This is a genomic window from Microbulbifer agarilyticus S89 (assembly GCF_000220505.1).
Lineage (GTDB): Bacteria > Pseudomonadota > Gammaproteobacteria > Pseudomonadales > Cellvibrionaceae > Microbulbifer > Microbulbifer agarilyticus_B.
The window spans coordinates 103,007-127,220 of the sequence record NZ_AFPJ01000009.1 but is presented as its reverse complement, the minus strand read 5'-3'; the positions used below and the strand labels follow the sequence as shown (position 1 = coordinate 127,220).

The window sequence follows — 24,214 nt, the reverse complement described above, 5'->3', positions numbered from 1 at the left end:
CGGGACTATGAAGAAATTACTGCTGCCACTCATTATTTTGTTGCTGATTATCGGCTACTTCATGTCGAAGAAGTCCGATCATTCGGTTGACGATGCTTACGACAAGATGGAAACGCCATCGACGGAAGAAACCCGTCCGGCAACCGATCCAACCATGCCACAAGAGAGTGACGACGTGGCGCCTTCTACCGCCGACCCGCAGTCGACCGGCGAGCGCATGATGGATGACACCAAAGACGCGGCTCGTGATTTGGGTGACAAGGTGGAGGACGCAGCCCGAGATACCGGTGACGCAGTGAAAGATGCCGCAGAGGACACCGGTGATGTATTGAAAGATGCGGCGCGAGATACGGGTGATGCGCTGGAAGACGCCGGCCGTGCCACCAAAGATGCCGCAGAGGATGCCAAAGATGCGGCAGAAAAAGCGCTCGATGATATGCGAGACAAGGACAAAACCGAGGACACGCCACAGCAGTGAGCGGAAGCTCGGTTAAGTCTACGATCGTAAAAGGCCGCGACTGGTTCGCGGCCTTTTTCTTTCCTACGCTTAAAAAGGAAGTGACGAAAGTATGACGGACCATGATCGAACACTGCTGGCATCACGATCACGATATTCTTGAAATTCGGCCGGTGGCGGAGCTGAAACCCGCCGAATTCCGCGCCTTGGCAGCACAGGTGGATCCGGTGATCTGCCAACATGGAGCCCTGCATGGCTTACTGATCGACGCGCGCAATTTTCGAGGTTGGCAGAATTTCGCAGCCTTGGTTTCCCACTGTGTATTTACGCGCAATCAACATCGACAGCTCCATCGCATCGCGGTGCTATCGGATAATACGCTTTTGGCTTTTATGCCTCAGCTCCTCAACCACTTCGTTTCCGCAGAAGTACGGCCATTTCCCAGCGAAGCCGAAGAATCGGCACTGGCATGGCTCGCCCATCACGGGTAAATTGCCCCATTCGATCGGCTGAGTTCCATCTCGGTACCCAATAATTAAATCTGGTTGTATTCCTATCATGCAGTTGGCAGTTACTGCCGCAGACGAAAGCCATGAACCAGCGGCAGCAGCACTGGCGGAGGCACTAGCGGTCCCTTATCTGGGTATTACCCCGGAGAAATTCATTGACCAGTATCCCTTTGTTTTGCGTCGAGGCGACCTGCTGCAATTGTGCGCTACGGGTCGCAAAGCGCCCGGGCCGGTGGCTGTCGACTTCGTGCGAGGTGCCGCTGCACATCGCCGCAAATATGGTGGTGGTAAAGGGCAGCAGATTGCCAAGGCCGTAGGGATTCGCGGGAGTTTTTATCCCAATATCGTCGATGCCACCGCAGGGCTAGGGCGCGACGCCTTTGTGCTCGCTTCTCTCGGCAGTAAGGTACGCATGCTTGAGCGCAACCCCGTGGTGTATGCGCTGCTTGAGGATGGCGTTGGCCGGTTGCGCCAGGCTGCAGAGCGAGACCCAGAGCTGGGGCCTATTGCCGAACGACTGCATCTTGAGCCCAGGGTGGAAAGCGCGGAGGCGTGGCTGAGTGCACAAAACCAGGAAAGCATACCGGTTGTCTATCTCGATCCCATGTTTCCCAGCCGCGGCAAGAGCGCCAAGGTGAAAAAAGAGATGGTCGCGTTCCATGAAATCGTGGGCAGTGATGAAGACGCCAATAGCTTGCTGGCGCCTGCGTTTGCGGCGTGCTACTACCGCACGGTGGTGAAGCGGCCGCGACTGGCCCCAGATCTAAATGAGCAGAAACCGAGCCTCCGCTTTGAGGGCAAGTCGGGCCGGTTTGATATCTATACCCGTCACGGTATTCCCGGCTAGGCAGCTCTGCAGCGCTCGATGCATTGCCCGATACACTGCCCGAAACATTGTCTGATTCTTTGCCCGGCGCCTATCAGCAGTTCACCGCGTTCACTGCGAGTCCGCCAAGGGAAGTTTCCTTGTACTTGTGCTGCATGTCGATTCCGGTCTGGCGCATGGTTTCAATCACACTGTCGAGAGGCACAATATGCGCACCGGTACCGCGCAGTGCGAGTCGTGCCGCATTGATCGCCTTAACCGCCCCCATGGTATTGCGCTCAATGCATGGGACCTGCACCAGACCACCAATTGGGTCGCAGGTGAGGCCCAGGTTGTGTTCCATGCCGATCTCCGCTGCATTTTCTATTTGCGCGTTACTGCCACCTTGTACCGCGGCAAGCCCCGCCGAGGCCATGGAACAGGCCACGCCAATCTCACCCTGGCATCCCACTTCGGCAGCGGAGATCGAGGCATTTTTTTTGAATAGCATGCCGATGGCGCCGGCGGTGAGGAGGAATTTCACCACCTGCTTTTTCAAGTCGCCGTGGTCTTCCGGGCGGTGTACGAATTGCACGTAGTAGGCGATCGTCGCGGGAATAACACCGGCAGCGCCATTGGTGGGCGCGGTAACAATACGTCCTCGGGCCGCATTCTCTTCGTTGACGGCCAGGGCAAACAGGCTGACCCAGTCCAAGATGGCGAGCCCCTGACGGCGCTCTTCATCGGTTTGTTTGGATAGCTCGCGAAAGTGTTCTTCGGCGCGCCGGCGCACGCCCAGCCCGCCCGGGAGTACACCGCTTTGGTGGCAGCCACGCTCGATCGATGCCTCCATCACTTCCCAGATATGCCAAAGCAGCTCGGTGATTTCCTGTTCTGAACGGAATGCCTTCTCGTTCTCCATGGCGAGTTCTGCGATGCTCCAGTGATACTGGTCACACAGGGCGACCAGGTCTTTCGCCGAGCTGAAATCGTAGGGCAGCAGGGTAGCTATCTGCTCTTTGTGAGAGAAATCTTCTTCCGACAATACAAAGCCACCGCCGATGGAAAAATAGCTGCGTTCAAGCAGGCATTGATCGCCGACGAAGGCTTTACATGTCAGCCCATTGGAGTGCTGGGGGAGGAATTCTTCCTTGTGGAAAATCAGGTCGCGATCGCGCTCAAAGTGAATGGCACGCAGGCCATTGAGAATGAGCTGTTGGTGCTGATCGATGGCCGCCAGGCGACCGTCGATGCGATCGATATCGATGGTCTCGGGGGACTCGCCTTCGAGTCCCATCAGCACAGCCATATCGGTGCCATGACCCGCACCGGTCAGTGCCAGGGAACCGTACAGGTGGATCTCCACGCGTTCGACCTTTGTCAGGTCGCCGCGGGATTCCAGGTGGCAGACAAACCGTTGTGCCGCCACCATGGGGCCGACCGTATGCGAGCTGGATGGGCCAATGCCAACCTTGAATAGTTCGAAAACACTGATGCTCATTTGGCCCCCAAGTATCTGGACAAACCCGCCGCAAACGCCAGCGAATATGTGTTTAGTGTAGTTAGTGGGCCAAGGGGCCTGGCCCACCGGAGACTTGGATGGCAGACGTAGCCCTAAACTGCGGTTGCAGTGAGCGTGGCGCGCAGTGGTGCAGGGTGCCCCTCAATGGTCTTGCTGGGATCGTTCGGGTCGAGAAAATCTGCCAGTGATTCGAACCGCATCCAGTCGGTACTGCGCTGTTCCTTGGTCGAAGTCTGGTCCACATCGACGGTCTTTACTTCGGTGAACCCGCTCTTGCGCAACCAGCTTTCCAGCGTTGCGGTGGTAGGGAAGAACCACACATTGCGCATCTTGGCGTAGCGCCCTTCAGGCACCAGGCATTCACCGAGCCCCCCTTCAATCACCAAAGTTTCCAGGAGTAACTGGCCGCCGGGGCGCAGTGTGTCGCGCAATTCCCGCAAGTGGTCCAGCGGTGAGCGCCGGTGGTACAGCACGCCCATCGACAAGGTTGTATCGAAGGCGCGTAGTGCCGGTGGCAGAGCCTCGATTCCCAGCGGCAGAACGTCTACGGGTTTCTCCAGCCCCAGGTATTTCTTCAGCGCATAAAACTGGGCGACGAATTTTGCCGACGGATCAATGCCAATAACCCGGCGGGCTCCGGCGCCAAACTGCCGCCAGCAGTGGTAACCGCTGCCGCAGCCCACATCGAGCACCAGCCGACCTTGCAGGTCATGCAGGTGTGGGGCTACGCGGTCCCACTTCCAATCCGAGCGCCATTCGGTATCGATAAAAATATCAAACAGCGTCCAGGGGCCTTTGCGCCAGGGATGCAGCTTGCGCAACTCCGTTTCGAGTGTTGCGAGCTGCTCCGCGGTCGCATCGGACGTATTACCAATACGGACCTCATCCTCGAGGGTGTATGTGGACGGCTTAATATCTGGCAGGTTGTCGAGTGCCTCGCGCCAGTCAGCCAGATCTCCCCAGCGCGACGGGTCAAGTCCGTCAGCAACTTGCTGGGGTAGGGTGGTAAGCCATGCGCGCAGGGCCGGGGTGTGCTGGATACCCGCATACAACTGGGTGTAGTCAATCATGCCAGTCATTCCGCTTACGGGTTGCGCTGCTTGATCGCAATCAGCGAAGCGAAATTAAAGCACTGGAACCAAACATCGACACTGCTGAAGCCGACGTTTTTCAGGCGCGTGCGATGGTCGAACAAGGTTTCCGGGATCAATACATTTTCCAGCGCACTGCGTTTCTGTGCTATTTCCAGCGCGCTGTAGCCATTTGCCGCCTTGAACGAGTGATGCAGGTCGATCATTAACTCCTGATGGTCGGTGTCGGAGAAGGCTACCTTCTCGGATAGGATCAGCACACCGCCCGGGCGCAGGCCGTCGTATATCTTCTGCAAAATAGCTTCGCGCTGTTCGGTGGCGATAAATTGCAGGGTGAAATTGAGCACCACCACCGAGGCGTTTTCAATGTCCACATTCTGCAAATCGTCACACACCAGTTGCACCGGGATTTGACCGCTGTCGGCCGCCAGTACCGCACGTGCCTGTTCCACCATCGCGGGTGAATTATCCACCGCGACGATTTCACAATCCGCCGCGGGGATGCGGTGGCGCATGGCCAGGGTGGCAGCACATAGGGAGCTGCCCAGGTCGTAACAACGGCTCCCTGACTGGGCATAGCGCTCCGCCAGGGTGCCAATCATCGCCACAATGGTGGTGTAGCCCGGGACCGAGCGCTGGATCATGTCCGGGAATACTTCCACCACAGACTGGTCAAAGCTAAACCCGGCTACCTGTCCCAGCGGGCTGGCGAAGATGTCGTCTTTCTTGCTCACGTGCTTCTCGGTTTCTCGCCGGTTACTCACAGTTTCTCTTCGTGCAGGTCGAGGGCAAGGCCTGCATCGCGACCATGGTTGCCGGTAACCACGGCGGTGTTGGCTTTATCCGCCTGCAGGTAGGTCTTGCCTACCCGCTGCAGGTCGTCGAGGGTTACCTCGGTGACTTTTCGACGGAAAGCCTGGCGCACTTCGTGGGTGCGGCCATACAGGTTGGAGTGGAAGGACTTCTTCGCTTCGCCCGCAGGCGACCCGGGCTTGTCCATACCGCCAACAACGCCAAGGATGGCTTCCTCTACCTGCAGGTCTTCATGGGATTCGTTCAGCAGCCATTCCACGGATGCGTCGAAGTCCTTGAGCGTGTCGGCCATGCGCGGGTCGCGATAGGAGTAGAAACGGAAAGCGCCGATCGTGACGTCGTGGCTGGCGCCGCCGCCATAGGCTCCGCCCTGCTCACGAATGGTACGGTGCAGGTAGCCATTGCGCAGGAAGCCGCCAAGTACTGCCAGCGGTGCCGCATCGGGGTGTGACATGGGCACGGTGGGGTAGGCCTTGGCACAGAAGTTCACCTGGCTGTTGGCAATCCACATTTCCTGAACCCGGCGCGGTGTGAAGGCACCATTGGCTGTGGCGCTGTTGCCGCTGCTACTACTGGCCAGTGGGTTCAGCGCACTGGTGAACGCGTCCAGTTTGTCTTCTTCGCCAATCACCAGGAACTGGCGCTCAGCGCCGAGCACTTTCTGGTGGATGCCGTTAAACGTGGCGGCAATATTCTCGAGACCGTGATCGGTATCCAGCTCTTTAACCAGCGCGCGCAGCTGACGAAGCCCTTGCAGGCCACCAAACTCGTGGCCATCGGCCGCAGCGCGGTTAAAGCCGGCACTGGCAGCGGCCATGGCAAGCGCATGACCGTTGCCGACCACGGACTGTTCACGACGGGCCAGGGTCTGCAGCAGGAGCTCTTTGAGCCGCGGCAGTTCGTCGAAGCGCACCTGTTCCATGGTGGCCTGCATCAGTTCGGTCAGTGCCGCCTGGTTTGCGGCCAGCGCCTTGCCGGAAAGAATGAAGTGGCCGGTCTGGCTGTCGAGATTGTCCAGTGCGGTGCGCTGGGTGGTAAAGCTGTGCAGTGAACCGGCCACCGCGGCTTGCCACTGCTGCACTTCCAAGTAGTCTTTGTCACCCAGACCCACTTCGCTCAGGCTCTGGCAGTAGTAGGGCAGCAGCAGGCGTTCCTCATCGGTGAATTCCGGCAATGCGGCAACCAGTTGCTGGTAAACAAGCCCGTTGGTGCCGGCACCGTAACGGCTGATCTTGTTGCCGTTGAGGTCTTCTATGGTGCCATCCACGCGCGGTAGTTCCGTGGGGATATCCTCAACCCCAACCTTGGGCAGGATGGACTCATCATCTTTACGCTGCTGGCGATCCGCCAGTGCCTTGGCGGTTTCAATGATCTGCTCTTTTTCGTGGTCGCTGAGGCCCGCTTTGATCTCTTCCAGGCGGACTTTCTCGGCCTGCTCGGTGCGCTCCGCCATGTTGCTGTCGGGCGCCAGCACCAGGCGGACGCGGTGATTATTTTCGAGCAGCAGTTGGCGCGCCGCATTGGCGATGAATTGCGGGTCCTTGATTTGCTCGCGCAGTTTTTCCAGGGTCGCGTCAATGTTGAGCAGGCCAATGGCATCACCGCGGTGAGTAGCGCCAGTGAGTGCGGTAAGGATCAGCTGCAGGCCGTAGGGGTAGCCGTCGCCGCCGATCTCGCGCTGTTGCAGTTCCAGCTGGTGCAGTGCCGCGGAGACCTGCTCGTAAGGCACACCATTTTCGGCGACATCTTCCAGCACCTTGAGAACTTGTTGCTCCAGTTCGTCGGCACGCTCACGCTCGCTGCCCTCAATGCCACACACAAACACCAGCTCACGCTGGCTGTCGTCCAAGCCGCACAGCGGGGAAGGGGACTGCCCAAGCTCGGTGGTCTCTAACAGGCGCATCAGTGGCGACGCACTGTTGTCGAGGAGTACCCCTGCCAATAGATGTGCAGTCAGCGATTGTTCCAGGTCGGTAACATCACCGAGCAGCCAGCCCAGCACAATGTGGGTCTTTTCCTTGTCGCCTTCTTCGGCGGGCAATGGGTAGTTTTCCTCGACGCGTACCGGTGCTACGTACAATTTTTCCCGCTCAACGGCAATTTTTTCGTCGAGTTGGTCGAATTTATGCAGGGCTTTTTCTTCGAACACCGCCTGATGCTCCGCGGCATCAATATCACCGAAGGTCATAAAGATCGCGTTGCTGGGGTGATAATGGGTGCGGTAGAAATCCACCAGCTGCTGGTAGCTGAGATCTGGGATATCCGCGGGCTCGCCACCGGAGTTGAAGTGATAGGTGCTGGTGGGGAACAGATATTTGCTCAGTTTTTGCCACAGCTGCGAGGTGACGGAGCTCATGGCACCCTTCATTTCATTGAAGACCACGCCCTTGAAAACCAGGTCACTTTGCGGGTTCTCGGTCTCAGCGAACTCCAGGCGGTGTCCCTCCTGGGCAAAGTCCAGGGGATCCAGGCGGGCAAAGAATACGGCGTCCAGATAGACGTCCAGCAGGTTGTCAAAATCTTTTCGGTTCTGGCTGGCAAACGGGTAGGCGGTCCAGTCGGAACTGGTAAAGGCGTTCATAAAGGTATTGAGTGAGCGCCGGATCATCATAAAGAAGGGGTCGCGCACCGGGTACTTCTCGCTGCCGCACAGTGCAGTGTGCTCGAGGATATGCGCCACCCCAGTGGAGTCGTGGGGGACGGTGCGCAGGGCCACCAGGAATACATTTTCTGAATTGTCTGCCGCAATGTGCAGGTGCTGGGCGCCAGTGGCGCGATGACGGTACTCTTCCACGCGAACGCCGAGGGATTCGATCTCGGCACTGGTTACTGGTTCGAATGCGGGGTGTACGTTGCTCAAAAGAAAGCTCCAGTGGGTAATTAGCGTTCCCCGGGTGGGCTTGGCGATTCCCGGGGCAAAATCGGCGGCCATTTTAGCGCTGAGCGGCAATGAATTGACAGGGTTGACAGGCCGCTGTTGACACATGCGCCATGGGTGCGAAACTTCGCACCCTGTTTTACCTATATTTCGATGACGCCATAAATGTAGTCCAAAGGGGGTTGTGCGTTGAACTGGATGGATTTTGCGAGTCTTGCGGGCTTTTGCCTTACCTGGGCAGGCTATACCGTGTTCGCTCGCCGCAAGGCCAAGACCGCCTGGTGCCTGGCTTCATCGATGCAATGGTACCGGGTCGAGTGGATGCTGCGCATGCTGGAGCGGGATATGCGCGTGGCGGATGCGGCCATCCTCAGCAATCTCGAGCGGGTAATCGGTTTTTTCGCGTCCACCAGCATTCTGATTCTCGCGGGTCTGGTGACGGCACTGTCGGCAAACATTGCCGCGGTAGAGGTACTGAGCAGCCTGCCGTTTGCGCAGACGACAACGGTTGAGCAATTCGAGCTCAAGGTCCTGGTGCTGATCCTCATCTATATTTTCGCGTTCTTTAACTTTACCTGGTCGCTGCGTCAGTACTCTTTCGCCAACGTATTGCTGGGCGCGGCTCCGGCGGTAAAAGAGGACGAAGTTTCCACCGATGACCGGCGCCGCTACGCCATCAGCGCGGCCAAGGTGATTGACCAGGCTGGGCACAGTTATAACTACGGACTGCGCTGCGTCTATTTCTCGATGGCGGTGATGGGCTGGTTTGTACACCCGCTGCTTTTTGTATTCGGCTTCCTGTCCGTGGTGTGGGTCCTGTACATGCGTGAGTTCCGATCCCGCACGCTGCAGGTCATTCTTGCGGCCGAGGGGCGGACCCTAGACCAGGCGCGGGACAAGTAACCGTCGATGGCTGATCGAAATTTCGACGATCTTGCTGCGCGTTTCAAGAAGCGTATCTACGGAGGCTTGAAGGGCGACATCCGCCTGGCCGTATTGCAGCGGGATCTGGCCCCCTATCTGAAATTGGCGCGGGAGCAGGGCGATGACGCTGCTCCGGTGGTCATAGATGCCGGTGGAGGGCAGGGGCAGTTCGCACTGGATCTGGCCAAAGCGGGCAGCCGCGTGTGGATTACCGATATTTCCCGCGCGATGCTCGATCTGGCGCAGAATGCGGTGCAAGCCGCGGGCCTGCAGGAGCGTGTCACCCTTAAGCAGCTACCGTTGCAGGCGCTGCCGCAAACCGTCGATATACCACCGGCGGACCTGCTGCTGTGCCACGCGGTACTGGAGTGGCTGGCAGAGCCGCAACCGGCGCTGCTCCAACTGGCGGACAAACTGAAGCCGGGCGGCTATTTGTCACTGACCTTCTACAACCGCCGTGCGCTGGAATTTCGCCTGCTGCAGCGCGGCAGTTTGCGGCAGCTCGATCGCCACTTGGAAAACGGCAATTGGAGCGGTCATCCCGGTAGCCTCACACCACAGAATCCCTTGGTTCCGGAAGATGTCATGGATTGGGTAGCGCAGGCGGGTCTCAGCATCGTGGCGCACAGTGGCATCCGCTGCTTTCACGATTTTATGACGCCGGAGATGCGCGACAAGTTGCCGCCAGAGCCGATCGTGGAAAAAGAATTGCGCTACTCCCGCATTGACCCGTACCGCCAACTGGCGCGATACGTCCACTTGCTGTGCCGCCGCGCCTAGGTGGGCGGTTGCGCATGCTAGCCGTCCAGGTTTTTGAGTAACAGAGCCTTGGCTGCATTAATGCGCGAGGCCAGATAGTCGCTGCCACCGCGGTCCGGGTGGAATTTTTGGATCAGTTTGCGATGGGCGCCAATAATCTCTTCGCGGCTGGCGTTGGCGGGCACACTCAGGATCTTGCGTGCTTCGGCGAGCGTGAGCTGGGGTTCCGAATTCGGCTTCGCGTGTGCTTGATCCTCACCAGATTCCTCAGAATACTCCCCAGACTGCGTGCGTTGCGATTTATCCTGTTGCTTTTGCGCGCGCGCCTGCGCGTGCTTTGCGATGAGAGGCGCAATCCAGGGAAGGTGACGGCCGAAAGTACGCCAGAGTCGGTTGAGAATAGGCAGGACCACCGCCACCGCAGCACCCACCCAATGCAGGCGGCCGGTCACCGCAAGCAACACCGCGCCCAGGGCCAGCGCGATCAGTACCCACTGAATCACCAGTTTGCGCCGTTGTTCCGGCGGGCTGTACTTGAATTTTTGGATGGCCAGCCAGGCGAAAATCGCCACGGCAATTAAAAGAATGATGCGGCCCAAGGTCTACTGCTCCGGGATCGAATATTGACTCAGGGCACAAGCCTATCAGATGTCGATTCGAAAGCCGACGGCTATAAAGTCATTGACCACCGGGCGTGCGACCCGGTTGCTCGCATCGGCTGCATTTTCGAAGTAGAGCCGCACACGCTTGTTCCACTGGTATTGGAAGCCGTAATAGTACTGGGCCAACTTGAATCGGCTGTCCTCCACCAGTGCAGCGTCAAACTCTGGGTCGTCGGATACCAGGTAGTTGTGGCCACCGTACACTGAGTAACAGTCGTTCGCACCCCAGGTGTAACTGAAAAAGGATTCCGAACCCTTGGCATCGAAGAAGTTGGTGATACCGGTTACGGAGCCAACCGGTGCTAACTCGTTGTTTTGGGACCGCTGCACAACACCGGCAACGTACCAACCCTTGGTAAAGGGGGCGCCTCCGTAATAGGCGCCGATGGCACTCGCCCAGGTGTTGGTGCTTGCGCTGATTGGAACATTCCGGGCGATGAGAACTTCCTCGCCATCTATGAATTCGAAAACCTCGCCGTTATTTGAGTTGATATCGAGCTTGACCCGATTGTAGGACGCGCCCAGCATAATGCCTTTGCCCACATTGGCACGGTATACCATGGCAATGCCATGGCTCTGTCCAAACTCACAATCCCGTGGCGGGCATACAAACAGCGTATTCGGCCCAAATGCATCGCGTATGCTGATGTTGAGATCTGCCACATGGGCGGCACGCTGGAGTGCAATCTTGAACTCACTGTCATCAAACACCCAGGTTTTGCGCCAGGCAAGCGCGCTATCCGCACGCCCACTGCCGGTACTGCCTCCATCGGTTCCGTAGGAGTAAGTGCCGCTCGCCAAGCCACCAGACACGTTAAACCAGTCGGTTATATAGGTGACTTCGTAATAGGCGCCCCACTGTTTACCGGCAGAGAAGCGTCCCCACTTTTCATGCTCCGCGTGCGCATTTCCCTGGCGCAGATACAGGGATAAATCGCGATTGTCTGGAGATACCTGCTGATCACCCTGAACGATGAGGTCCTGTGCCGATGAGATGGCGGCCACACCCCACTCGAGGTGGAAGCCGGTGTCCCAATCACCGTAAACAGGAACGTCAAGTTTGAATGCGATCCTGGATGCGCCATCCTGCATAATGGTTTCGCCGTAGGAATTCACCATATGCGCGGTAAAGTATCCCGTCATCTCCAGGGTTACGTCATTGCCCTCGTAAATCGGCACGGCGTAACTCTCGCCGACCAAAAGCAGGGCAGCAGCTGCCAGCCATTGTCTGCGAGTATTTTTATGCATTTCTGTGCCTCTTTTTACAGAATCTGTTATGTGGTTGCCGCACGTCACCATCGCGATCAAGAGCACGATCAAGAACACGATAAAGACGCTAGCCCTGATGGCGGCTCATCAGCAAAAATAGACCAGCTGGCTGAACTGGTACCGTGGAATAGGTACACTGCGGATATTTGGCACGGGCAACCTTGTTTCTGCGAGTTTCTCCGCCTGGCCACTTGGTTAACCTCAGCCCATATGGAGTACTTCATTGATTGAAAGTGATTCTCTGAGCCGTTCCATGTTTGGACTGGTTGTGCGAAAAAATGCGCACCCGGACATGCGCAAATTGCGCCGCGAGGCCGGCGACGCGAGCCTGCATGGCAACAAGTTTTGGAAGAGTTCCTGCCTCACCATGGACTACCTGAGGAAGCACCCGCTCAAGAAGGGCGCGCGTGTGCTGGATCTGGGCTGTGGCTGGGGCCTGGGTGGCATTTTCTGCGCGAAAGCATTTTCGGCAAAAGTGACTTCCCTGGACGCCGACCCCAGCGTATTTCCATTTGCGAATTACCACGCCGCGCTCAACGGCGTAGTAATCACCACGTGGCAATGCCGCTATGAGAAAGTGACACAGACCGCATTGGCGGAGTTTGATGCGGTTATTGGCACGGATATCTGCTTTTGGGACCAGTTAGAGGCGCCCCTGTTTAACCTGACGCGGCGGGCTATGCGCGCGGGGGTTGGGCGGGTGATGCTGGTCGACCCAGGGCGCTCCCCATTTCGCCGCCTCGGTGAGCGCGCGGTGGAAAAACTCGACGCGCAATACTTCGAGTGGCAGACTGCGCAGCCAATGAAGGCCTCCGGCTGTATTATGCTCGCAGGCGAATAGTTCACGCCGCCGGCGACCACGGATATTTGAGGTACACACCATGCAGTTCGACAAGTCCCGTATTCCTACCCCAGATGAGGCGCTGCCAGGCCGCGAGGAGCCTATGCCGATCTCTGGCAAGCACTTTGTGTCCGGAAACGCGATGGTGCCGCCATTCCCTGAAGGAATGGAGCAGGCGGTGTTTGGCATGGGCTGCTTTTGGGGTGCTGAACGTTTGTTCTGGGAGATCGATGGAGTTTGGGTGACGGCGGTCGGTTATGCCGGCGGCGTCACGCTAAATCCAAATTACCGCGAGGTGTGTACCGGTGGCACCGGCCACACGGAAGTGGTGCTGGTGGTGTTTGACCCTGCGAAAGTGCGATACGAGGAGTTATTGCGTCACTTCTGGGAGGAGCATGATCCAACCCAGGGTATGCGCCAGGGGAATGATCTGGGAACCCAGTACCGCTCAGTGATTTACACCTACAGCGACGAACAGGCCGAGCAGGCGCGGGCATCGGAAGCGGCATTCCAGCAGGCGCTGGAGGACAAAGGTTTCGGTGCGATCACCACAGAGATCCAGCCGGCCCCGACCTTCTACTATGCGGAGCAAGATCACCAGCAGTATCTGGCGAAAAACCCCGGTGGTTACTGTGGTTTAGCTGGTACGGGTGCCTGTCTACTGCGCTGATTCCTGCTTTACGCCTTACGCCTTGGCTGGTGCGTTGCGCGGATGCAGTATGTGCGCGCACCAGTCACTCCAGCTGCCCGGATACAAACGGGCCTCGCGACCGATCAGGTGCAGCGAAAACAGGTTCACGCAGGCGGTAACCCCTGAGCCGCAATAACATACGATGCCATCGTCCGCGGGAATACTTTGCCAGTGTGCACGCAGCGCAGCCGGAGGCAGAATCTTGCCGTCCGTGTCGGTTATTTCCTGCCAGGGTTTATTGATAGCGCCGGGAATGTGCCCGGCGATCGGGTCAATCGGCTCTTCATTACCGAGAAACCGCTTGTTCTCTCGGGCGTCCACCAGTTTCCATGGTGGATTTTCCAGGTTGGGGTAGATATCGCTATAGCTCAATAGCTCGCCGGCCTGAGTCTTTGCCGTAAAGTTGCCCGGTGCGGGTGCTTGTGGTTCGCCACTCTCGGTATCCATTCCTGAAGCCTGCCAGGCACCGAAGCCGCCATTTAAAATTGCGACATTGGTATGGCCGAAATGGCGCAGCAACCACCAGGCGCGGGCTGCGAAGGCACAGCGCTGGGCATCGTATAGCACGACCTGCGTGTGTTCGTGGATGCCGCAGTGGCGGGCAAACTCGGAAAACTGCTGTGCGGTGGGGAGCGGGTGGCGGCCGCCGTAGCGTTCGATCGGGGCGGAGAGGTCCCGGTGCAGGCTGGCATACTGCGCGCCGGGAATATGCGCCTTGAGAAATGCTTGCTGCCCGACCTCGATGTCAGCCAGATCGTAGCGGCAATCCAACAGGACCAACTGGCCATCTTCACGGCTCTGCTGCGCCTGCAGTGCAGCCAGTTCGGCAACTTCAATTACACCCTGATAATTCATAGCTACTGCTTTTTATTGTCTTTATATCCCCTCAAATTAAGCTTCTACAGCGCGTTTGTCCAGCGGCTGCGAGGCGCCTTGCGCAGGTTAAGGGCTCTCGGTGTATCGACTACCACTGACCCTTGGTGTGTGGCGTGGGCCCTCGGGGCGCGTTGTCTCGCTGGCAGGCTCGGCCTGCTCACCGGTTTCCTGGGCGCGTTCCGATTCCAGCTCGGCAATTTTTGCCTCCAGTTGGGCTTGCCGCGCGAGCTCTTCCTTGCGGCAATTGAGTACGCTCTCGGCGATTGAGGATTCTGGCTGATCCAGAAAGTCTGCGGCGGCTTGCTCAGCACACTCGCTTGCCGAAATGACATCGTGTGCCAACTCGGGAAAGACTACCCACTGGTGATTTGGTAGTTCTTGGCGCGCGCGGTCGGCATCGTCGACCGAGAGTACCGGGTCCAGGGCACCGTGCATGACCAGCGTCGGCACCTGGGTTTGAATGGCCTGCGACTCCAGCAAAGGCGCGGCGGGTACCGCCCAAATTCGACACTGCATTTGCATCATATCGATGTCAGCGCGCACCGAACGACCGAGGATGCCGCTCTTGGCCGCCAGCTGGCTGGCCTCTTCAAAATCAACAAACGGGGCTTCTTCAAAGCAGAAGTGGCTGATGCCTGCGGCATCGCCGAAATTAGGGTCAAGCACCAGGCCCATAAAGCGGGCAATGGCGGGCTTGAGTAGCTCGGCCTGATCAGACTCCAGCTCTTCAATAATTGCGGGCAGCTCTTTGAAAAAGGTTTCGTTATACAGAGCCTGGAAGAGTACCCGCAATAGCCGTTGGCCACTGAGTACAAACGGGTACTGTTCGCCTGGGTGGATATTGCCAGTGTCCACCACGATTGGGGACTCATCCAGTGCCTGCACCCGCGCTTCCAGGCGCTGTTCGAGGTCCGGGTAGCGTTTGTTGCACTCCTTGTCCTGGCGGCAGAAATCCACACCCCTCCGGTACGCCGCCGTGACATCCTCGGGCAGTGTCTGGGTGTAGATAATTTGCGGGAAGACGGCGCTGTTGAGCACCATTGCGCGCACGGATTCCGGGAAGTCGCGGGCAACCGTCAGTGCGTAGCGGGTCGAATAGGATACGCCGTACAGATTCAGTTTGGGGACACCCAGCGCTTCACGCAGGGCTTCCACATCCTGCGCAACCACGGCGCTGTTGTATTGGGAAAGGTCTGCTATTTGACTGAGCCGGCTATAGCAGCGCTCCATGCTATAGGTAAATACCCGTGCTTCCTCGTCGCTACTCAGGCGACGGGTAAAGGCGAGGTCTGCATCCTCGATAAATTCATCACAGGAAAGCTTCGGGCTTGCCATGCCGGTACCGCGCGGATCCATTACGATCAGGTCGCGTCCGTCTTCCACGGTCATCGAGGAATAGTTCACCCACAACCAGTCGCTGGCATTCTGGGGTTCCAGTCCGAGGCTTGCGCCCGGCCCGCCAGCACCCAGGTGTAGTAGGGGGTCTTTATCCGGGTCGCTGATCTCCGCGTAAAAGCGCACCACCGGGAATTGGATCTTGCGGCCCTCGGGTTTGGCGTGATCCTCAGGGACTTCCATCATGAAGCACTGGGTGGTTGGCCAGCTTGCTTCGGTACTGAACCAACAGGACTTGGGGATCAGTCTGCTAGGCGATACGGGCTCCGTCGGGTCCTCGCGTGTGCAGCCGCCCAGCACGGCCGCCAATATCAGCAATCCGGTGAGGAAGATACGGCGAACAGGTGGCGGGTTTAACCGGTGCGAGCAAGTGAGAGAGGGTAACGGCATAAGAAGGTTCTGAATCCAAATAATACGACGGCTGGTGCTTCACTCCGGCCCGAAGCGGGCGATCGGCGCGGACAGGTTCCAGCGCAGGGCGGCCAGGCGGATTGACAGCGTGGCCAGTATTGCGATGGCTACCACGATTTTGCCGGGTAGCACCGCAAGGTCGTCCAGTATCACCAGAGCGGCGGCGCCACTCAAGGCTGCGGTGGCATAAATTTCCCGTCTCAGTAACAGCGGGATATCGCCACACAGGATGTCGCGTATGAGTCCACCAAAGGTTCCGGTCATCACGCCCATCACTATCGCGATGCCCGGCGAAAACCCGAGGTTAAGCGCCTTTTGTGTGCCAATAACAACGAATACCGCCAGCCCCGCGGCGTCGGCGATCATCAGCAGTCGCATGGGCACGCTGAAATAGCGGATCACATAGAAACTGACGACACCAGTGGCCGCGGCAATGCCCAGGTAATGGCCACCGTGAAGCCAGAATACCGGTACATTCAAAATCATGTCGCGAATAGTTCCGCCACCGACGGCGGTGACGCAGGCAAGCACCACCGCGCCAAACAGATCCATCTGCTTGTGACCCGCGGCCAATACTCCGGTAAAGGCAAAAACGACGATACCGATCAGGTCACACCAGTAAAGAAGTTGTTCCATCCGGTCCGGGCCACGTGGGTACAGAGTAAGAGGTGATTCGGGTTAAAGAGCACCTGTCGATCGGGAAGAGGGCGCCTAGACGCTGATGTTGCAGGGGAGTGACGGCAGAACTTGGGTTGCCGGTCGGTAGTAGCGCGCGCCCTCAGTTACCCAGATTATGGGCCCGAAGGGCGCGCGGAGTACAGGCTCTTAGAAAAATGCCTGCAGGCCGGTTTGCGCGCGGCCGAGAATCAGCGCGTGCACATCGTGGGTGCCTTCGTAGGTATTAACGGCTTCCAGGTTCATCGCGTGGCGAATAACGTGGAATTCGTCGGCAATACCATTACCGCCGTGCATGTCCCGTGCGATACGGGCAATCTCCAGGGCTTTGCCGCAGTTATTGCGCTTCACCAGCGAGATCATTGTTGGGTCGAAGTCTTTCTGTTCGTCCATCAGGCGGCCAACACGCAGGGAACCCTGCAGGCCCAGCGTGATTTCGGTCTGCATGTCAGCAAGCTTTTTCTGGAACAGCTGGGTTTGTGCCAGTGGCTTGTTGAACTGTTTGCGATCCAGGCCGTACTGACGCGCGGCGTGCCAGCAGTATTCGGCGGCGCCCATGGCACCCCAGGAAATACCGTAGCGGGCGCGGTTTAAACAGCCGAACGGGCCGCTCAGGCCTTTGATGTCGGGGAAGCGGTTTTCTTCCGGAACAAACACGTTGTCCATCACGATTTCACCGGTGATGGAAGCGCGCAGAGAGAACTTGCCCTCGATTTTTGGCGCGCTCAAACCTTCCATGCCTTTTTCCAGCACGAAACCGCGAATATCACCTTCATCATCTTTGGCCCAAACCACGAATACATCGGCGATCGGACTGTTGGTGATCCACATCTTGGAGCCGCTGAGGCGGTAGCCGCCATCGACACTCTTGGCGCGGGTCTTCATACCGCCGGGGTCGGAACCAGCGTCCGGCTCGGTAAGACCAAAACAACCTACCCATTCACCGGAGGCGAGCTTCGGCAGATACTTCTGCTTCTGGGCTTCGCTGCCGTAGGCATAGATTGGATGCATTACCAGGCTGGACTGCACGCTCATGGCAGAGCGGTAGCCGGAGTCGACGCGTTCAACTTCGCGTGCCACCAGACCGTAGGACACATAGTTCAAACCGGCGCAATCGTAGCCTTCGATGGTCGATCCCAGCAGGCCAAGCTCGCCCATTTCTTCCATAATTTCGCGATGGAAAATTTCATTGCGGTTGGCTTCAAGCACACGCGGCATCAGTCTCGACTGACAGTATTCGCGTGCGGTATCGCGGATCATGCGCTCTTCGTCGCTCAGTTGACGGTCCAGTAGCAGGATGTCGTCCCAGTGTGCCAGTGGCTGATTTTTGCTCATGTGTTGAACCCGTACATGGTCAGTAAACAAGGGATTCTCGATCACGCATACGTCTATGGTAAGCAAATCACCGTAGATTCAACGGTTGCTACCCCGGAGCGGAGGGCTCAGGCCGGATGACCGGTCACGAAGTGGCGGCGCATGATCAATTGCTGCGCCATCATAGCGGAGCTCAGAGCCAATTTCACGTTTGTGATCACTTTTTTTGGCCGGACGGTCCAGAAGTGGATGCTCGGGTAAACAAAGGTAAATCGTGTTGGTGCCCGGGATATTGGCTTTGATAATGAAAATATACGTGTCTAGGACCTTAGGCTAAGGCAAGCGGGCTTCATGGACGAACTGCCAAAACTTATTGCCGTAACTGGATTGCTGGCAGCCCTGGGCCTTGCCGGGTGCAGTGGGGCGCCTCCTTTACCACCCGGGCTCGCGCAAGAAGCGCTTGGCTTGCCCGACCAGTTTATAGCCAGTGGTAATGGACACACCGATCAACGCTGGTGGCAGAGCTTTGGCGATCCGCGGCTCGATGCCTTGGTTGACCATGCACTGGCGGAGAATCCGGACTTGCAATCCACCTACTGGCGCCTGGCGCAGGCGGACGCACTGGCAGCACAGGCCCGCAGTGGCTTCTGGCCGCGGTTGAGCGGGCGGCTCGAAAACACGGAGCAAAAGCGCTCGGCTACCGATGGCTTCGATTTTGCCAGTGGTGAGAACCAGGGGAATACCTGGACCGGCAATTTGGCGGCGAGCTATGAGATTGATTTATGGGGGCGGGTACGCAGTGGCGCGCGTGCGGCAGAGGCCGGCCGCCTGGCACAGCAAATGAATGTACAGACCGCCGCGCTGAGCCTCGCCGCTGAAGTTGCCGGTGTTTGGCTGCAGTTACAGGAGCAGCGGGGGCAGGCGCATCTGTTGACCGCACAACTTGATGTGAATCAGAAAACCCTGCGTGCGCTGGAATTGCGCTTCGGTAGCGGGATTATTGCCGCAGCCGATGTGTTGCAGCAACGGCAGCTGGTCGAGCAATCGCAGCAGGATCTTGATCAAAGTCGCGCGAACGCCGACCTACTGGTGACCCAGCTGGCGGCCTTGCTGGGGCTAAGTGCGGAAGCGCTGCCACCTGCCGCTTTTATCGATACCGGTTTGCCGGTCTTGCCCGCACTGCCCGACACGGGTTTTCCCACAGCTCTGCTGTTGCGTCGGCCGGATGTGCAACGGGCCCAGCGAGAAGTGTTGCAGGGGCACTACCTGTCTGCGCAGGCTTGGGCCGAGCGGTTGCCGACCCTGTCCTTCGATATGTTTTTCTCGGGCGGTGGCACCTCGATCTCAGATATCGCCAATGACTGGTTGCTCAACCTGAGTGTCGCGTTGGAAGGCGTAATTTTTGATGGCGGTAACCTGGCTGCACGCAAGCGCGAGCAGGCCGCTGCGGAGCAGGAGCGCTGGGCCATGTTTCGCAACACGGTCATGCAGGCACTTTCCGAGGTGGAGCAGGCACTGATTAACGAGCACGCGATTCGAACGCGATTGTCCTACCTGGAAACCCGCACGCAGCTGGCAGACCAGATTACGTTGCGTCAGCGTCGCGCCTATGGCAAGGGCTCTGTAGATTTCCTCAATGTCCTGTCGTCGACAAATAACCAACAGTTGTTACAGCGTGAACTTTTGACCGCGCGGCGCGAGCTGCTGGAAAACAGGGTCACCTTATATCGCGCATTGTCGGGGGGATTGCCCATAGAAGATCTGCCCGAGCCGTTACCCGTGGAGCTGGATATCTACAGCGGCCAGATGGATTGAGCGCAGCAACTTGGCACACACTGGAAGATCAATCGGCCCCTGGGCCGAATAGCCGGAGCTTTAATGCTAAATAAAATCAACTGGAATATAGCCATTCCGATCGTGCTGATCGTGCTGGCGTCTGCCGTCTCCAGTTGGCTGCTGCGGGAAAAACCGACCATGCAGCGGGGTGAGCGCAAGGCGCCGCCCTTGCTGGTTGAAGTGACGCAAGCGCAGCGTGGTGAATTTCCCCTCACCATCCAGGCTCTCGGCAAGGTGTCCGCCCGTGAGGAGGTTGAATTGCAACCGCAGGTGGAGGGGCGGGTAGAGTGGTTGAATTACGATCTCGGGCCGGGTGCGACCGTTGCCAAAGGCGAGCGGCTTTTGCAGATTGAGCGTGAACCCTATCAGCTTGCGTTGCAGTCGGCGCGCAGTGCACTGGCGGAGCGGCGCGCGGAACTCCAGCAGGAGCAGGGGCAGCGCCTGGTTGCGGAGGAAGAGTACGAGTTGCTCGGCAGCTCACTGCCTGACGCCGACCTTTCGCTGGTACTGCGCGAACCTCAGCTTGCTGCCGCCCAGGCCCGAGTGGACGCGGCGCAAGCGCAGGTAAAACTGGCCGAGCGCGACCTGAGGTTGACCCAAATAAGCGCACCGTTTAACGCCTTGCTGGTGGCCCGGAGTGTGGATGTCGGCGATCGGGTCGCACCGGGCAGGGTCATGTATACCGTCGCCGGCGCCGACCGCTTCCAGATAGAAGTGGAGGTGCCCGCTCGACAGTTACCACAGCTCAACACCCCTAGCGCAAAAGTTCGTATTTATGGCAGTCAGTGGCCTTTGGGTGAATCGCGGGCGGGTGAATTTGTTCGTGTCATTCCGGTTCTGGAAGAGCAGGGCCGGTTGGGGCGGGTACTGATTGAACTGGCCGATCCCCTGAGTATGGAAAACCCCGGTGAACCGCGCCTGCTGCTGAATGACCTTGCGCGGGTAGAAATCACAGGCCGCAGTGCGGGCGAGCAAGTACGTATTCCTCTGACCGCGCTGCAGGATGGCAACCGGGTGTGGGTTGTGGATGATGGCAAGTTGCAGATCCAGCCGGTCGTGGTATCGCACTTCGACGGGGAGTATGCGGTGCTGCAAAGTGGTTTGAGTGGCGGCGAACAGCTCGTGACCACACGTCTTACCGCCGTTACCGAGAATATGCCGGTGCGTACCAGGAAAGGTTCAGCGCCGTCAGGGCACCCAATCTATTCCGACAATCCCGAGTTACGGCGGCGCAACAAGCCTGCGAGTTCGCGAGACGTGCCGCCACCGCCTGAGCTCCCCGAGCAATCACCAGAGTCCATCGAGAAAGGCACAGATGGTGAGCGTGGATGAGCAATCCTAACGACCCCCTGTTTCGCGGCAAGCGCCCCCCAATCGATACCTCGCGCGGTGCGATCGCCTGGATGGCCCACAACCATGTCACGGCAAATCTGTTGATGCTGGTGTTTTTGATTGGCGGTCTGATTTTTTCTCTCACCATCAAAAAGGAGGTATTCCCGGAATTCAGCCTGGATTTGATTACGGTAAATATTTCATATCCGGGTGCCAGTCCGGAAGAGGTGGAGCGGGGCGTGCTGGTGCCCGCAGAACAGGCGGTAACTGGCCTCGTGGGAATCAAGGAGTTGCGCGGTAGCGCCAGTGAGGGTAGTGCGAGTCTTACCATCGAATTGGAGGAAGACGCCGATGCGAACAAGGTTTTTCAGGACGTACAGGCTGCGATTGATCGCGTGTCGACCTTTCCAACGGATATCGAGCGCCCACAAGTAAGTCTCGTCGAGCGCAAACGGGATGTGCTCGATATTGTGGTACACGGCAATGTCGACGATCGGACCCTACGCGCTTTCGTCATGCAGGTGTACGACAAACTGGAAGCGCATCCAGATATCACCCAGCTCGAGGCCTATGGGGTACGTGATTATGAGGTTGCGATCGAGGTACATCGAGACGATTTGCGGCGCTACAACCTCTCCTTGCCCCTGATCTCTCAACTGGTGCGCAACGCGGCGGTCGATGTGCCTGCCGGCGGGGTGAAGTCTGAGGCCGGAGAAATCCTCGTGCGGGTCACCGAACGCAAGGACTGGGCCCGACAGTTTGGCGATATCGCGGTGGCGCAAAGCCCCGGCGGCGGTACGGTGCGTTTGGGTGATATCGCCACAATTCGTGACGCGCTGGTGGATGAGCCGCGCAATATGGTGTTCAACGGCGAACCGGCGGCCGGCATCGACGTATTCCGGATTGGTGACCAAACGCCGATGAGCGTGAGCAAGGCTACCCACGCGGTACTCGATGACGTGCGCCAAAGCCTGCCGCCGGGAGTTTTTGTCACGGTACGCGATGACGACTCGCAAATATTCAAAGAACGCCTGTCTCTGTTATTGAAAAATGGCTTTATCGGCCTACTGCTGGTGTTTGTGGTTCTGGGGATCTTCCTCGAATTGCGCCTCGCATTTTGGGTGACCCTGGGTATTCCGATCAGTTTCCTGGGAGCATTACTGTTCCTGCCCTGGATCGACATATCGATCAACATGGTCAGCATGTTTGCGTTCATTATTGCGTTGGGCATCGTAGTCGATGATGCGATTATTGCCGGCGAAAATATTTACGAGTGGCGCCAGCGCGGATACAGCAATTTCGATGCGGCCGTGGCGGGTGCTCGTCAGGTGGCGGTACCGCTGACCTTTGCGATTCTCACCAATATCGTTGCTTTTATCCCCCTGAGCCAATTGCCCGGGTTTATGGGCAAGATCTTTGGCGTTATCCCGTTTGTGGTGGGGTCCGTATTCGTTGTGTCTTGGATAGAAGCGCTGTTTATCCTGCCGGCACATTTGGCGCATTCCAAACGCGGCCACCGGAGTCGCTCGGCGCGACGCTTGGCGGCCCGCCAGAAAATGGTGGCGCGCGGTTTGGACCGCTTCGTCGAGCGACGCTTCAAACCCTTGCTCGACACTTGCGTACGGCATCGCTACTTCACCATATCCCTGGCGATTTCCATTCTTATCGTAATGACAGGCTATGCCGCCAGTGGTCGTATGGGGTTTACCCTGATGCCGCGGGTGGAGCGAGATACCGGCCGGGTGCAGGTGACATTTCCTCCCGGCACTGCGGAAGCACAGCTGGAACGCGCGCGCATGCAGATCATGGGTGCTGCAGATGTCATCCTCGACGACACGGGCAGGGAAGGTGTGTTTATCGGCATGCGTGGCCTGATCCGTGACGATACCGTACAGGTTGATGTTTACCTGACGCCTGGTGATCAGCGCGAGGTTTCAACGGGAGATTTTGTACGCCGGTGGCGGCGCCAAGTGGGCACCGTGCCGGGCGCGCTCAGTTCGAGTTTCGCCAGTGATCACGGTGGTCCCGGTGCCGGGCCTGCGCTCACCATTGAGCTGCGACACACCGACACCGATTTGCTGGACGAGGCCGCGCAACAGTTGGCCGCAGGATTGTCTGGCTTTCTCGCAGTGGGCGATATCGATGCCGGGGTTTCGCAAGGAAAGCGCCAGCTTGACCTGACCCTGACCGATACCGCAAAAAGCCTCGGCCTGACCGCCGAAGAAATAGGGCGCCAGCTACGCGCCTCTCTGTATGGTGCCGAGGCGCTGCGTCAGCAGCGTGGGCGCGATCAGGTAAAGGTGATGGTGCGCTTGCCAGAAGAGGAACGGGTGACGCTGGACGATGTAGATAACATCATGATCCGTACCGGCAACGGCGTGTGGTTGCCACTACCGGATCTGGTGCTGGTCGAACAGGGGCGTGCTTTTGCCACCATCGATCGTCGCGAGGGCCGACGGGTCATGAAGGTGACCGCAGAGGTTGAGCCTGCAGACCAGGCTGCGCTGGTGATCAACGAGCTTGAGCAGACACTGGTGCCGCAATTGCTGGCGCAGTATCCGGGACTGAGCCTGTCCTACGAGGGGAGACAAGCGGATGAACGTGAGGGCCTCTCATCACTGGGGATGACATTCACGCTGACACTGGCGGTGCTGTATTTTCTATTGGCGATTCCGTTAAAGAGTTATATCCAACCGCTTACGGTGATGGTGGCCATCCCGTTTGGTGTTATTGGCGCAATTCTGGGCCACCTGATCATGGGCTATGGGCTCAGCATGGTGAGCTTGCTTGGCATGGTGGCGCTGGCGGGGGTGGTGATCAACGACACGCTGGTGATGATTGAATATGGCAACCGCCTGCGGATGCAGGGTGTGGCAATTACCGATGCCATCAAAGCCGCCGCTGCCCGGCGTTTCCGACCAATTGTACTGACCACGGTAACCACGTTTTGCGGCCTAGTGCCGATGATTTTTGAAAAGTCGGTACAGGCCAAGTTTATGATTCCCATGGCCATCTCCCTGGGCTACGGGATACTGGCGGCTACGGCGATTTCCTTGCTGCTGGTTCCCTGCCTGTACCTGATGTTTTCCCGTGACATCCCGGCCCTGTTCGGCATGCTGAAGCACCATGCATTGCGCCGAGCCGCAAAGTGAGG

20 protein-coding genes are annotated in these 24,214 nt (G+C 58.2%); 10 read left to right on the top strand and 10 right to left on the bottom strand.

Annotated elements, in window-relative coordinates; translation table 11 throughout:
• The first annotated feature begins 7 nt into the window (after window positions 1–7).
• The 3 genes from AS89_RS18105 to AS89_RS0103075 all read left to right on the top strand — a co-directional run bounded on the left by AS89_RS18105 (window position 8) and on the right by AS89_RS0103075 (window position 1,813).
• The gene (locus AS89_RS18105) at window positions 8–478 is read left to right on the top strand and encodes a putative phage-related minor tail protein (protein ID WP_010130862.1); all 471 of its coding nucleotides are present in this window, start codon (window positions 8–10) and stop codon (window positions 476–478) included.
• Window positions 479–579: 101 nt separating this feature from the next.
• Window positions 580–948, top strand: coding sequence for an STAS/SEC14 domain-containing protein (locus AS89_RS0103080; RefSeq protein WP_010130861.1), 369 nt, complete (start codon window positions 580–582; stop codon window positions 946–948).
• A gap of 67 nt (window positions 949–1,015) precedes the next feature.
• A complete protein-coding gene (locus AS89_RS0103075) occupies window positions 1,016–1,813 on the top strand; it encodes a class I SAM-dependent methyltransferase (protein WP_010130860.1) in 798 nt (265 codons plus the stop codon).
• A 73-nt stretch (window positions 1,814–1,886) separates the two neighbouring features.
• On the opposite strand, the gene AS89_RS0103070 is transcribed toward AS89_RS0103075, so the two are convergent.
• The 4 genes from AS89_RS0103070 to AS89_RS0103055 all read right to left on the bottom strand — a co-directional run bounded on the left by AS89_RS0103070 (window position 1,887) and on the right by AS89_RS0103055 (window position 8,057).
• Entirely contained in the window at window positions 1,887–3,272 is a 1,386-nt protein-coding gene (locus AS89_RS0103070; RefSeq protein WP_010130859.1) for an L-serine ammonia-lyase, read from the bottom strand.
• A gap of 113 nt (window positions 3,273–3,385) precedes the next feature.
• Window positions 3,386–4,363, bottom strand: a complete 978-nt coding sequence (gene cmoB, locus AS89_RS0103065) for a tRNA 5-methoxyuridine(34)/uridine 5-oxyacetic acid(34) synthase CmoB (RefSeq protein ID WP_010130858.1) — start codon at window positions 4,361–4,363, stop codon at window positions 3,386–3,388.
• Window positions 4,364–4,377: 14 nt separating this feature from the next.
• Complete coding sequence (gene cmoA, locus AS89_RS0103060) at window positions 4,378–5,148, bottom strand: carboxy-S-adenosyl-L-methionine synthase CmoA (RefSeq protein WP_010130856.1); 771 nt, start codon at window positions 5,146–5,148, stop codon at window positions 4,378–4,380.
• Window positions 5,145–8,057 carry an insulinase family protein gene (locus tag AS89_RS0103055; protein WP_010130855.1) on the bottom strand — a complete coding sequence of 971 codons (2,913 nt, stop codon included), beginning with the start codon at window positions 8,055–8,057 and terminating at the stop codon, window positions 5,145–5,147. The genes cmoA and AS89_RS0103055 overlap by 4 nt, the downstream gene beginning before the upstream one ends.
• Window positions 8,058–8,273: 216 nt before the next feature.
• Between AS89_RS0103055 and AS89_RS0103050 the strand changes: the two genes are divergently transcribed.
• Window positions 8,274–8,978, top strand: coding sequence for a DUF599 domain-containing protein (locus AS89_RS0103050; protein ID WP_010130854.1), 705 nt, complete (start codon window positions 8,274–8,276; stop codon window positions 8,976–8,978).
• 6 nt (window positions 8,979–8,984) lie between these two features.
• A complete protein-coding gene (locus AS89_RS0103045; protein WP_010130853.1) occupies window positions 8,985–9,779 on the top strand; it encodes a methyltransferase in 795 nt (264 codons plus the stop codon).
• Window positions 9,780–9,796: 17 nt separating this feature from the next.
• On the opposite strand, the gene AS89_RS0103040 is transcribed toward AS89_RS0103045, so the two are convergent.
• Window positions 9,797–10,357 carry a molecular chaperone DnaJ gene (locus AS89_RS0103040; RefSeq protein ID WP_010130852.1) on the bottom strand — a complete coding sequence of 187 codons (561 nt, stop codon included), beginning with the start codon at window positions 10,355–10,357 and terminating at the stop codon, window positions 9,797–9,799.
• Between the two features lie 45 nt (window positions 10,358–10,402).
• The gene (locus AS89_RS0103035) at window positions 10,403–11,668 is read right to left on the bottom strand and encodes a porin (RefSeq protein WP_010130851.1); all 1,266 of its coding nucleotides are present in this window, start codon (window positions 11,666–11,668) and stop codon (window positions 10,403–10,405) included.
• 244 nt (window positions 11,669–11,912) lie between these two features.
• On the opposite strand from AS89_RS0103035, the gene AS89_RS0103025 reads away from it, so the two are divergent.
• Both AS89_RS0103025 and msrA read left to right on the top strand, forming a co-directional pair.
• A complete protein-coding gene (locus AS89_RS0103025; protein ID WP_010130850.1) occupies window positions 11,913–12,530 on the top strand; it encodes a class I SAM-dependent methyltransferase in 618 nt (205 codons plus the stop codon).
• Window positions 12,531–12,570: 40 nt separating this feature from the next.
• Complete coding sequence (msrA, locus tag AS89_RS0103020; protein WP_010130848.1) at window positions 12,571–13,200, top strand: peptide-methionine (S)-S-oxide reductase MsrA; 630 nt, start codon at window positions 12,571–12,573, stop codon at window positions 13,198–13,200.
• A 15-nt stretch (window positions 13,201–13,215) separates the two neighbouring features.
• Here msrA and AS89_RS0103015 read toward each other — a convergent pair whose 3' ends face one another.
• The 4 genes from AS89_RS0103015 to AS89_RS0102995 all read right to left on the bottom strand — a co-directional run bounded on the left by AS89_RS0103015 (window position 13,216) and on the right by AS89_RS0102995 (window position 17,913).
• The gene (locus AS89_RS0103015; RefSeq protein ID WP_010130847.1) at window positions 13,216–14,076 is read right to left on the bottom strand and encodes a sulfurtransferase; all 861 of its coding nucleotides are present in this window, start codon (window positions 14,074–14,076) and stop codon (window positions 13,216–13,218) included.
• Between the two features lie 87 nt (window positions 14,077–14,163).
• Window positions 14,164–15,678: an alpha/beta hydrolase gene (locus tag AS89_RS0103010; RefSeq protein ID WP_010130846.1), complete on the bottom strand. Its 1,515-nt coding sequence runs from the start codon at window positions 15,676–15,678 to the stop codon at window positions 14,164–14,166.
• A gap of 243 nt (window positions 15,679–15,921) precedes the next feature.
• Window positions 15,922–16,539, bottom strand: a complete 618-nt coding sequence (locus AS89_RS0103000) for a trimeric intracellular cation channel family protein (RefSeq protein ID WP_010130844.1) — start codon at window positions 16,537–16,539, stop codon at window positions 15,922–15,924.
• Window positions 16,540–16,728: 189 nt separating this feature from the next.
• Window positions 16,729–17,913, bottom strand: a complete 1,185-nt coding sequence (locus tag AS89_RS0102995; protein ID WP_010130843.1) for an acyl-CoA dehydrogenase — start codon at window positions 17,911–17,913, stop codon at window positions 16,729–16,731.
• A gap of 330 nt (window positions 17,914–18,243) precedes the next feature.
• Between AS89_RS0102995 and AS89_RS0102990 the strand changes: the two genes are divergently transcribed.
• The 3 genes from AS89_RS0102990 (at window position 18,244) to AS89_RS0102980 (ending at window position 24,212) form a co-directional block, all read left to right on the top strand.
• Window positions 18,244–19,707 (top strand): efflux transporter outer membrane subunit, encoded by a 1,464-nt coding sequence (locus AS89_RS0102990; RefSeq protein WP_010130842.1) that lies wholly within the window; start codon window positions 18,244–18,246, stop codon window positions 19,705–19,707.
• A 63-nt stretch (window positions 19,708–19,770) separates the two neighbouring features.
• Window positions 19,771–21,060 (top strand): efflux RND transporter periplasmic adaptor subunit, encoded by a 1,290-nt coding sequence (locus AS89_RS0102985; RefSeq protein WP_010130841.1) that lies wholly within the window; start codon window positions 19,771–19,773, stop codon window positions 21,058–21,060.
• Window positions 21,057–24,212 (top strand): efflux RND transporter permease subunit, encoded by a 3,156-nt coding sequence (locus AS89_RS0102980; protein ID WP_010130840.1) that lies wholly within the window; start codon window positions 21,057–21,059, stop codon window positions 24,210–24,212. The genes AS89_RS0102985 and AS89_RS0102980 overlap by 4 nt, the downstream gene beginning before the upstream one ends.
• The last annotated feature ends 2 nt before the right edge of the window (window positions 24,213–24,214 follow it).

What these genes read in the sequence shown, in the direction of transcription:
- AS89_RS18105 (WP_010130862.1), top strand. Translation starts at nt 8, where the DNA reads ATGAAGAAATTACTGCTGCCACTCATTATTTTGTTGCTGATTATCGGC.
- AS89_RS0103080 (WP_010130861.1), top strand. Translation starts at nt 580, where the DNA reads ATGATCGAACACTGCTGGCATCACGATCACGATATTCTTGAAATTCGG.
- AS89_RS0103075 (WP_010130860.1), top strand. Translation starts at nt 1,016, where the DNA reads ATGCAGTTGGCAGTTACTGCCGCAGACGAAAGCCATGAACCAGCGGCA.
- AS89_RS0103070 (WP_010130859.1), bottom strand. Translation starts at nt 3,272, where the DNA reads ATGAGCATCAGTGTTTTCGAACTATTCAAGGTTGGCATTGGCCCATCC.
- cmoB (WP_010130858.1), bottom strand. Translation starts at nt 4,363, where the DNA reads ATGATTGACTACACCCAGTTGTATGCGGGTATCCAGCACACCCCGGCC.
- AS89_RS0103050 (WP_010130854.1), top strand. Translation starts at nt 8,274, where the DNA reads ATGGATTTTGCGAGTCTTGCGGGCTTTTGCCTTACCTGGGCAGGCTAT.
- AS89_RS0103045 (WP_010130853.1), top strand. Translation starts at nt 8,985, where the DNA reads ATGGCTGATCGAAATTTCGACGATCTTGCTGCGCGTTTCAAGAAGCGT.
- AS89_RS0103035 (WP_010130851.1), bottom strand. Translation starts at nt 11,668, where the DNA reads ATGCATAAAAATACTCGCAGACAATGGCTGGCAGCTGCTGCCCTGCTT.
- msrA (WP_010130848.1), top strand. Translation starts at nt 12,571, where the DNA reads ATGCAGTTCGACAAGTCCCGTATTCCTACCCCAGATGAGGCGCTGCCA.
- AS89_RS0103015 (WP_010130847.1), bottom strand. Translation starts at nt 14,076, where the DNA reads ATGAATTATCAGGGTGTAATTGAAGTTGCCGAACTGGCTGCACTGCAG.
- AS89_RS0103010 (WP_010130846.1), bottom strand. Translation starts at nt 15,678, where the DNA reads ATGATGGAAGTCCCTGAGGATCACGCCAAACCCGAGGGCCGCAAGATC.
- AS89_RS0103000 (WP_010130844.1), bottom strand. Translation starts at nt 16,539, where the DNA reads ATGGAACAACTTCTTTACTGGTGTGACCTGATCGGTATCGTCGTTTTT.
- AS89_RS0102995 (WP_010130843.1), bottom strand. Translation starts at nt 17,913, where the DNA reads ATGAGCAAAAATCAGCCACTGGCACACTGGGACGACATCCTGCTACTG.
- AS89_RS0102990 (WP_010130842.1), top strand. Translation starts at nt 18,244, where the DNA reads ATGGACGAACTGCCAAAACTTATTGCCGTAACTGGATTGCTGGCAGCC.
- AS89_RS0102985 (WP_010130841.1), top strand. Translation starts at nt 19,771, where the DNA reads ATGCTAAATAAAATCAACTGGAATATAGCCATTCCGATCGTGCTGATC.
- AS89_RS0102980 (WP_010130840.1), top strand. Translation starts at nt 21,057, where the DNA reads ATGAGCAATCCTAACGACCCCCTGTTTCGCGGCAAGCGCCCCCCAATC.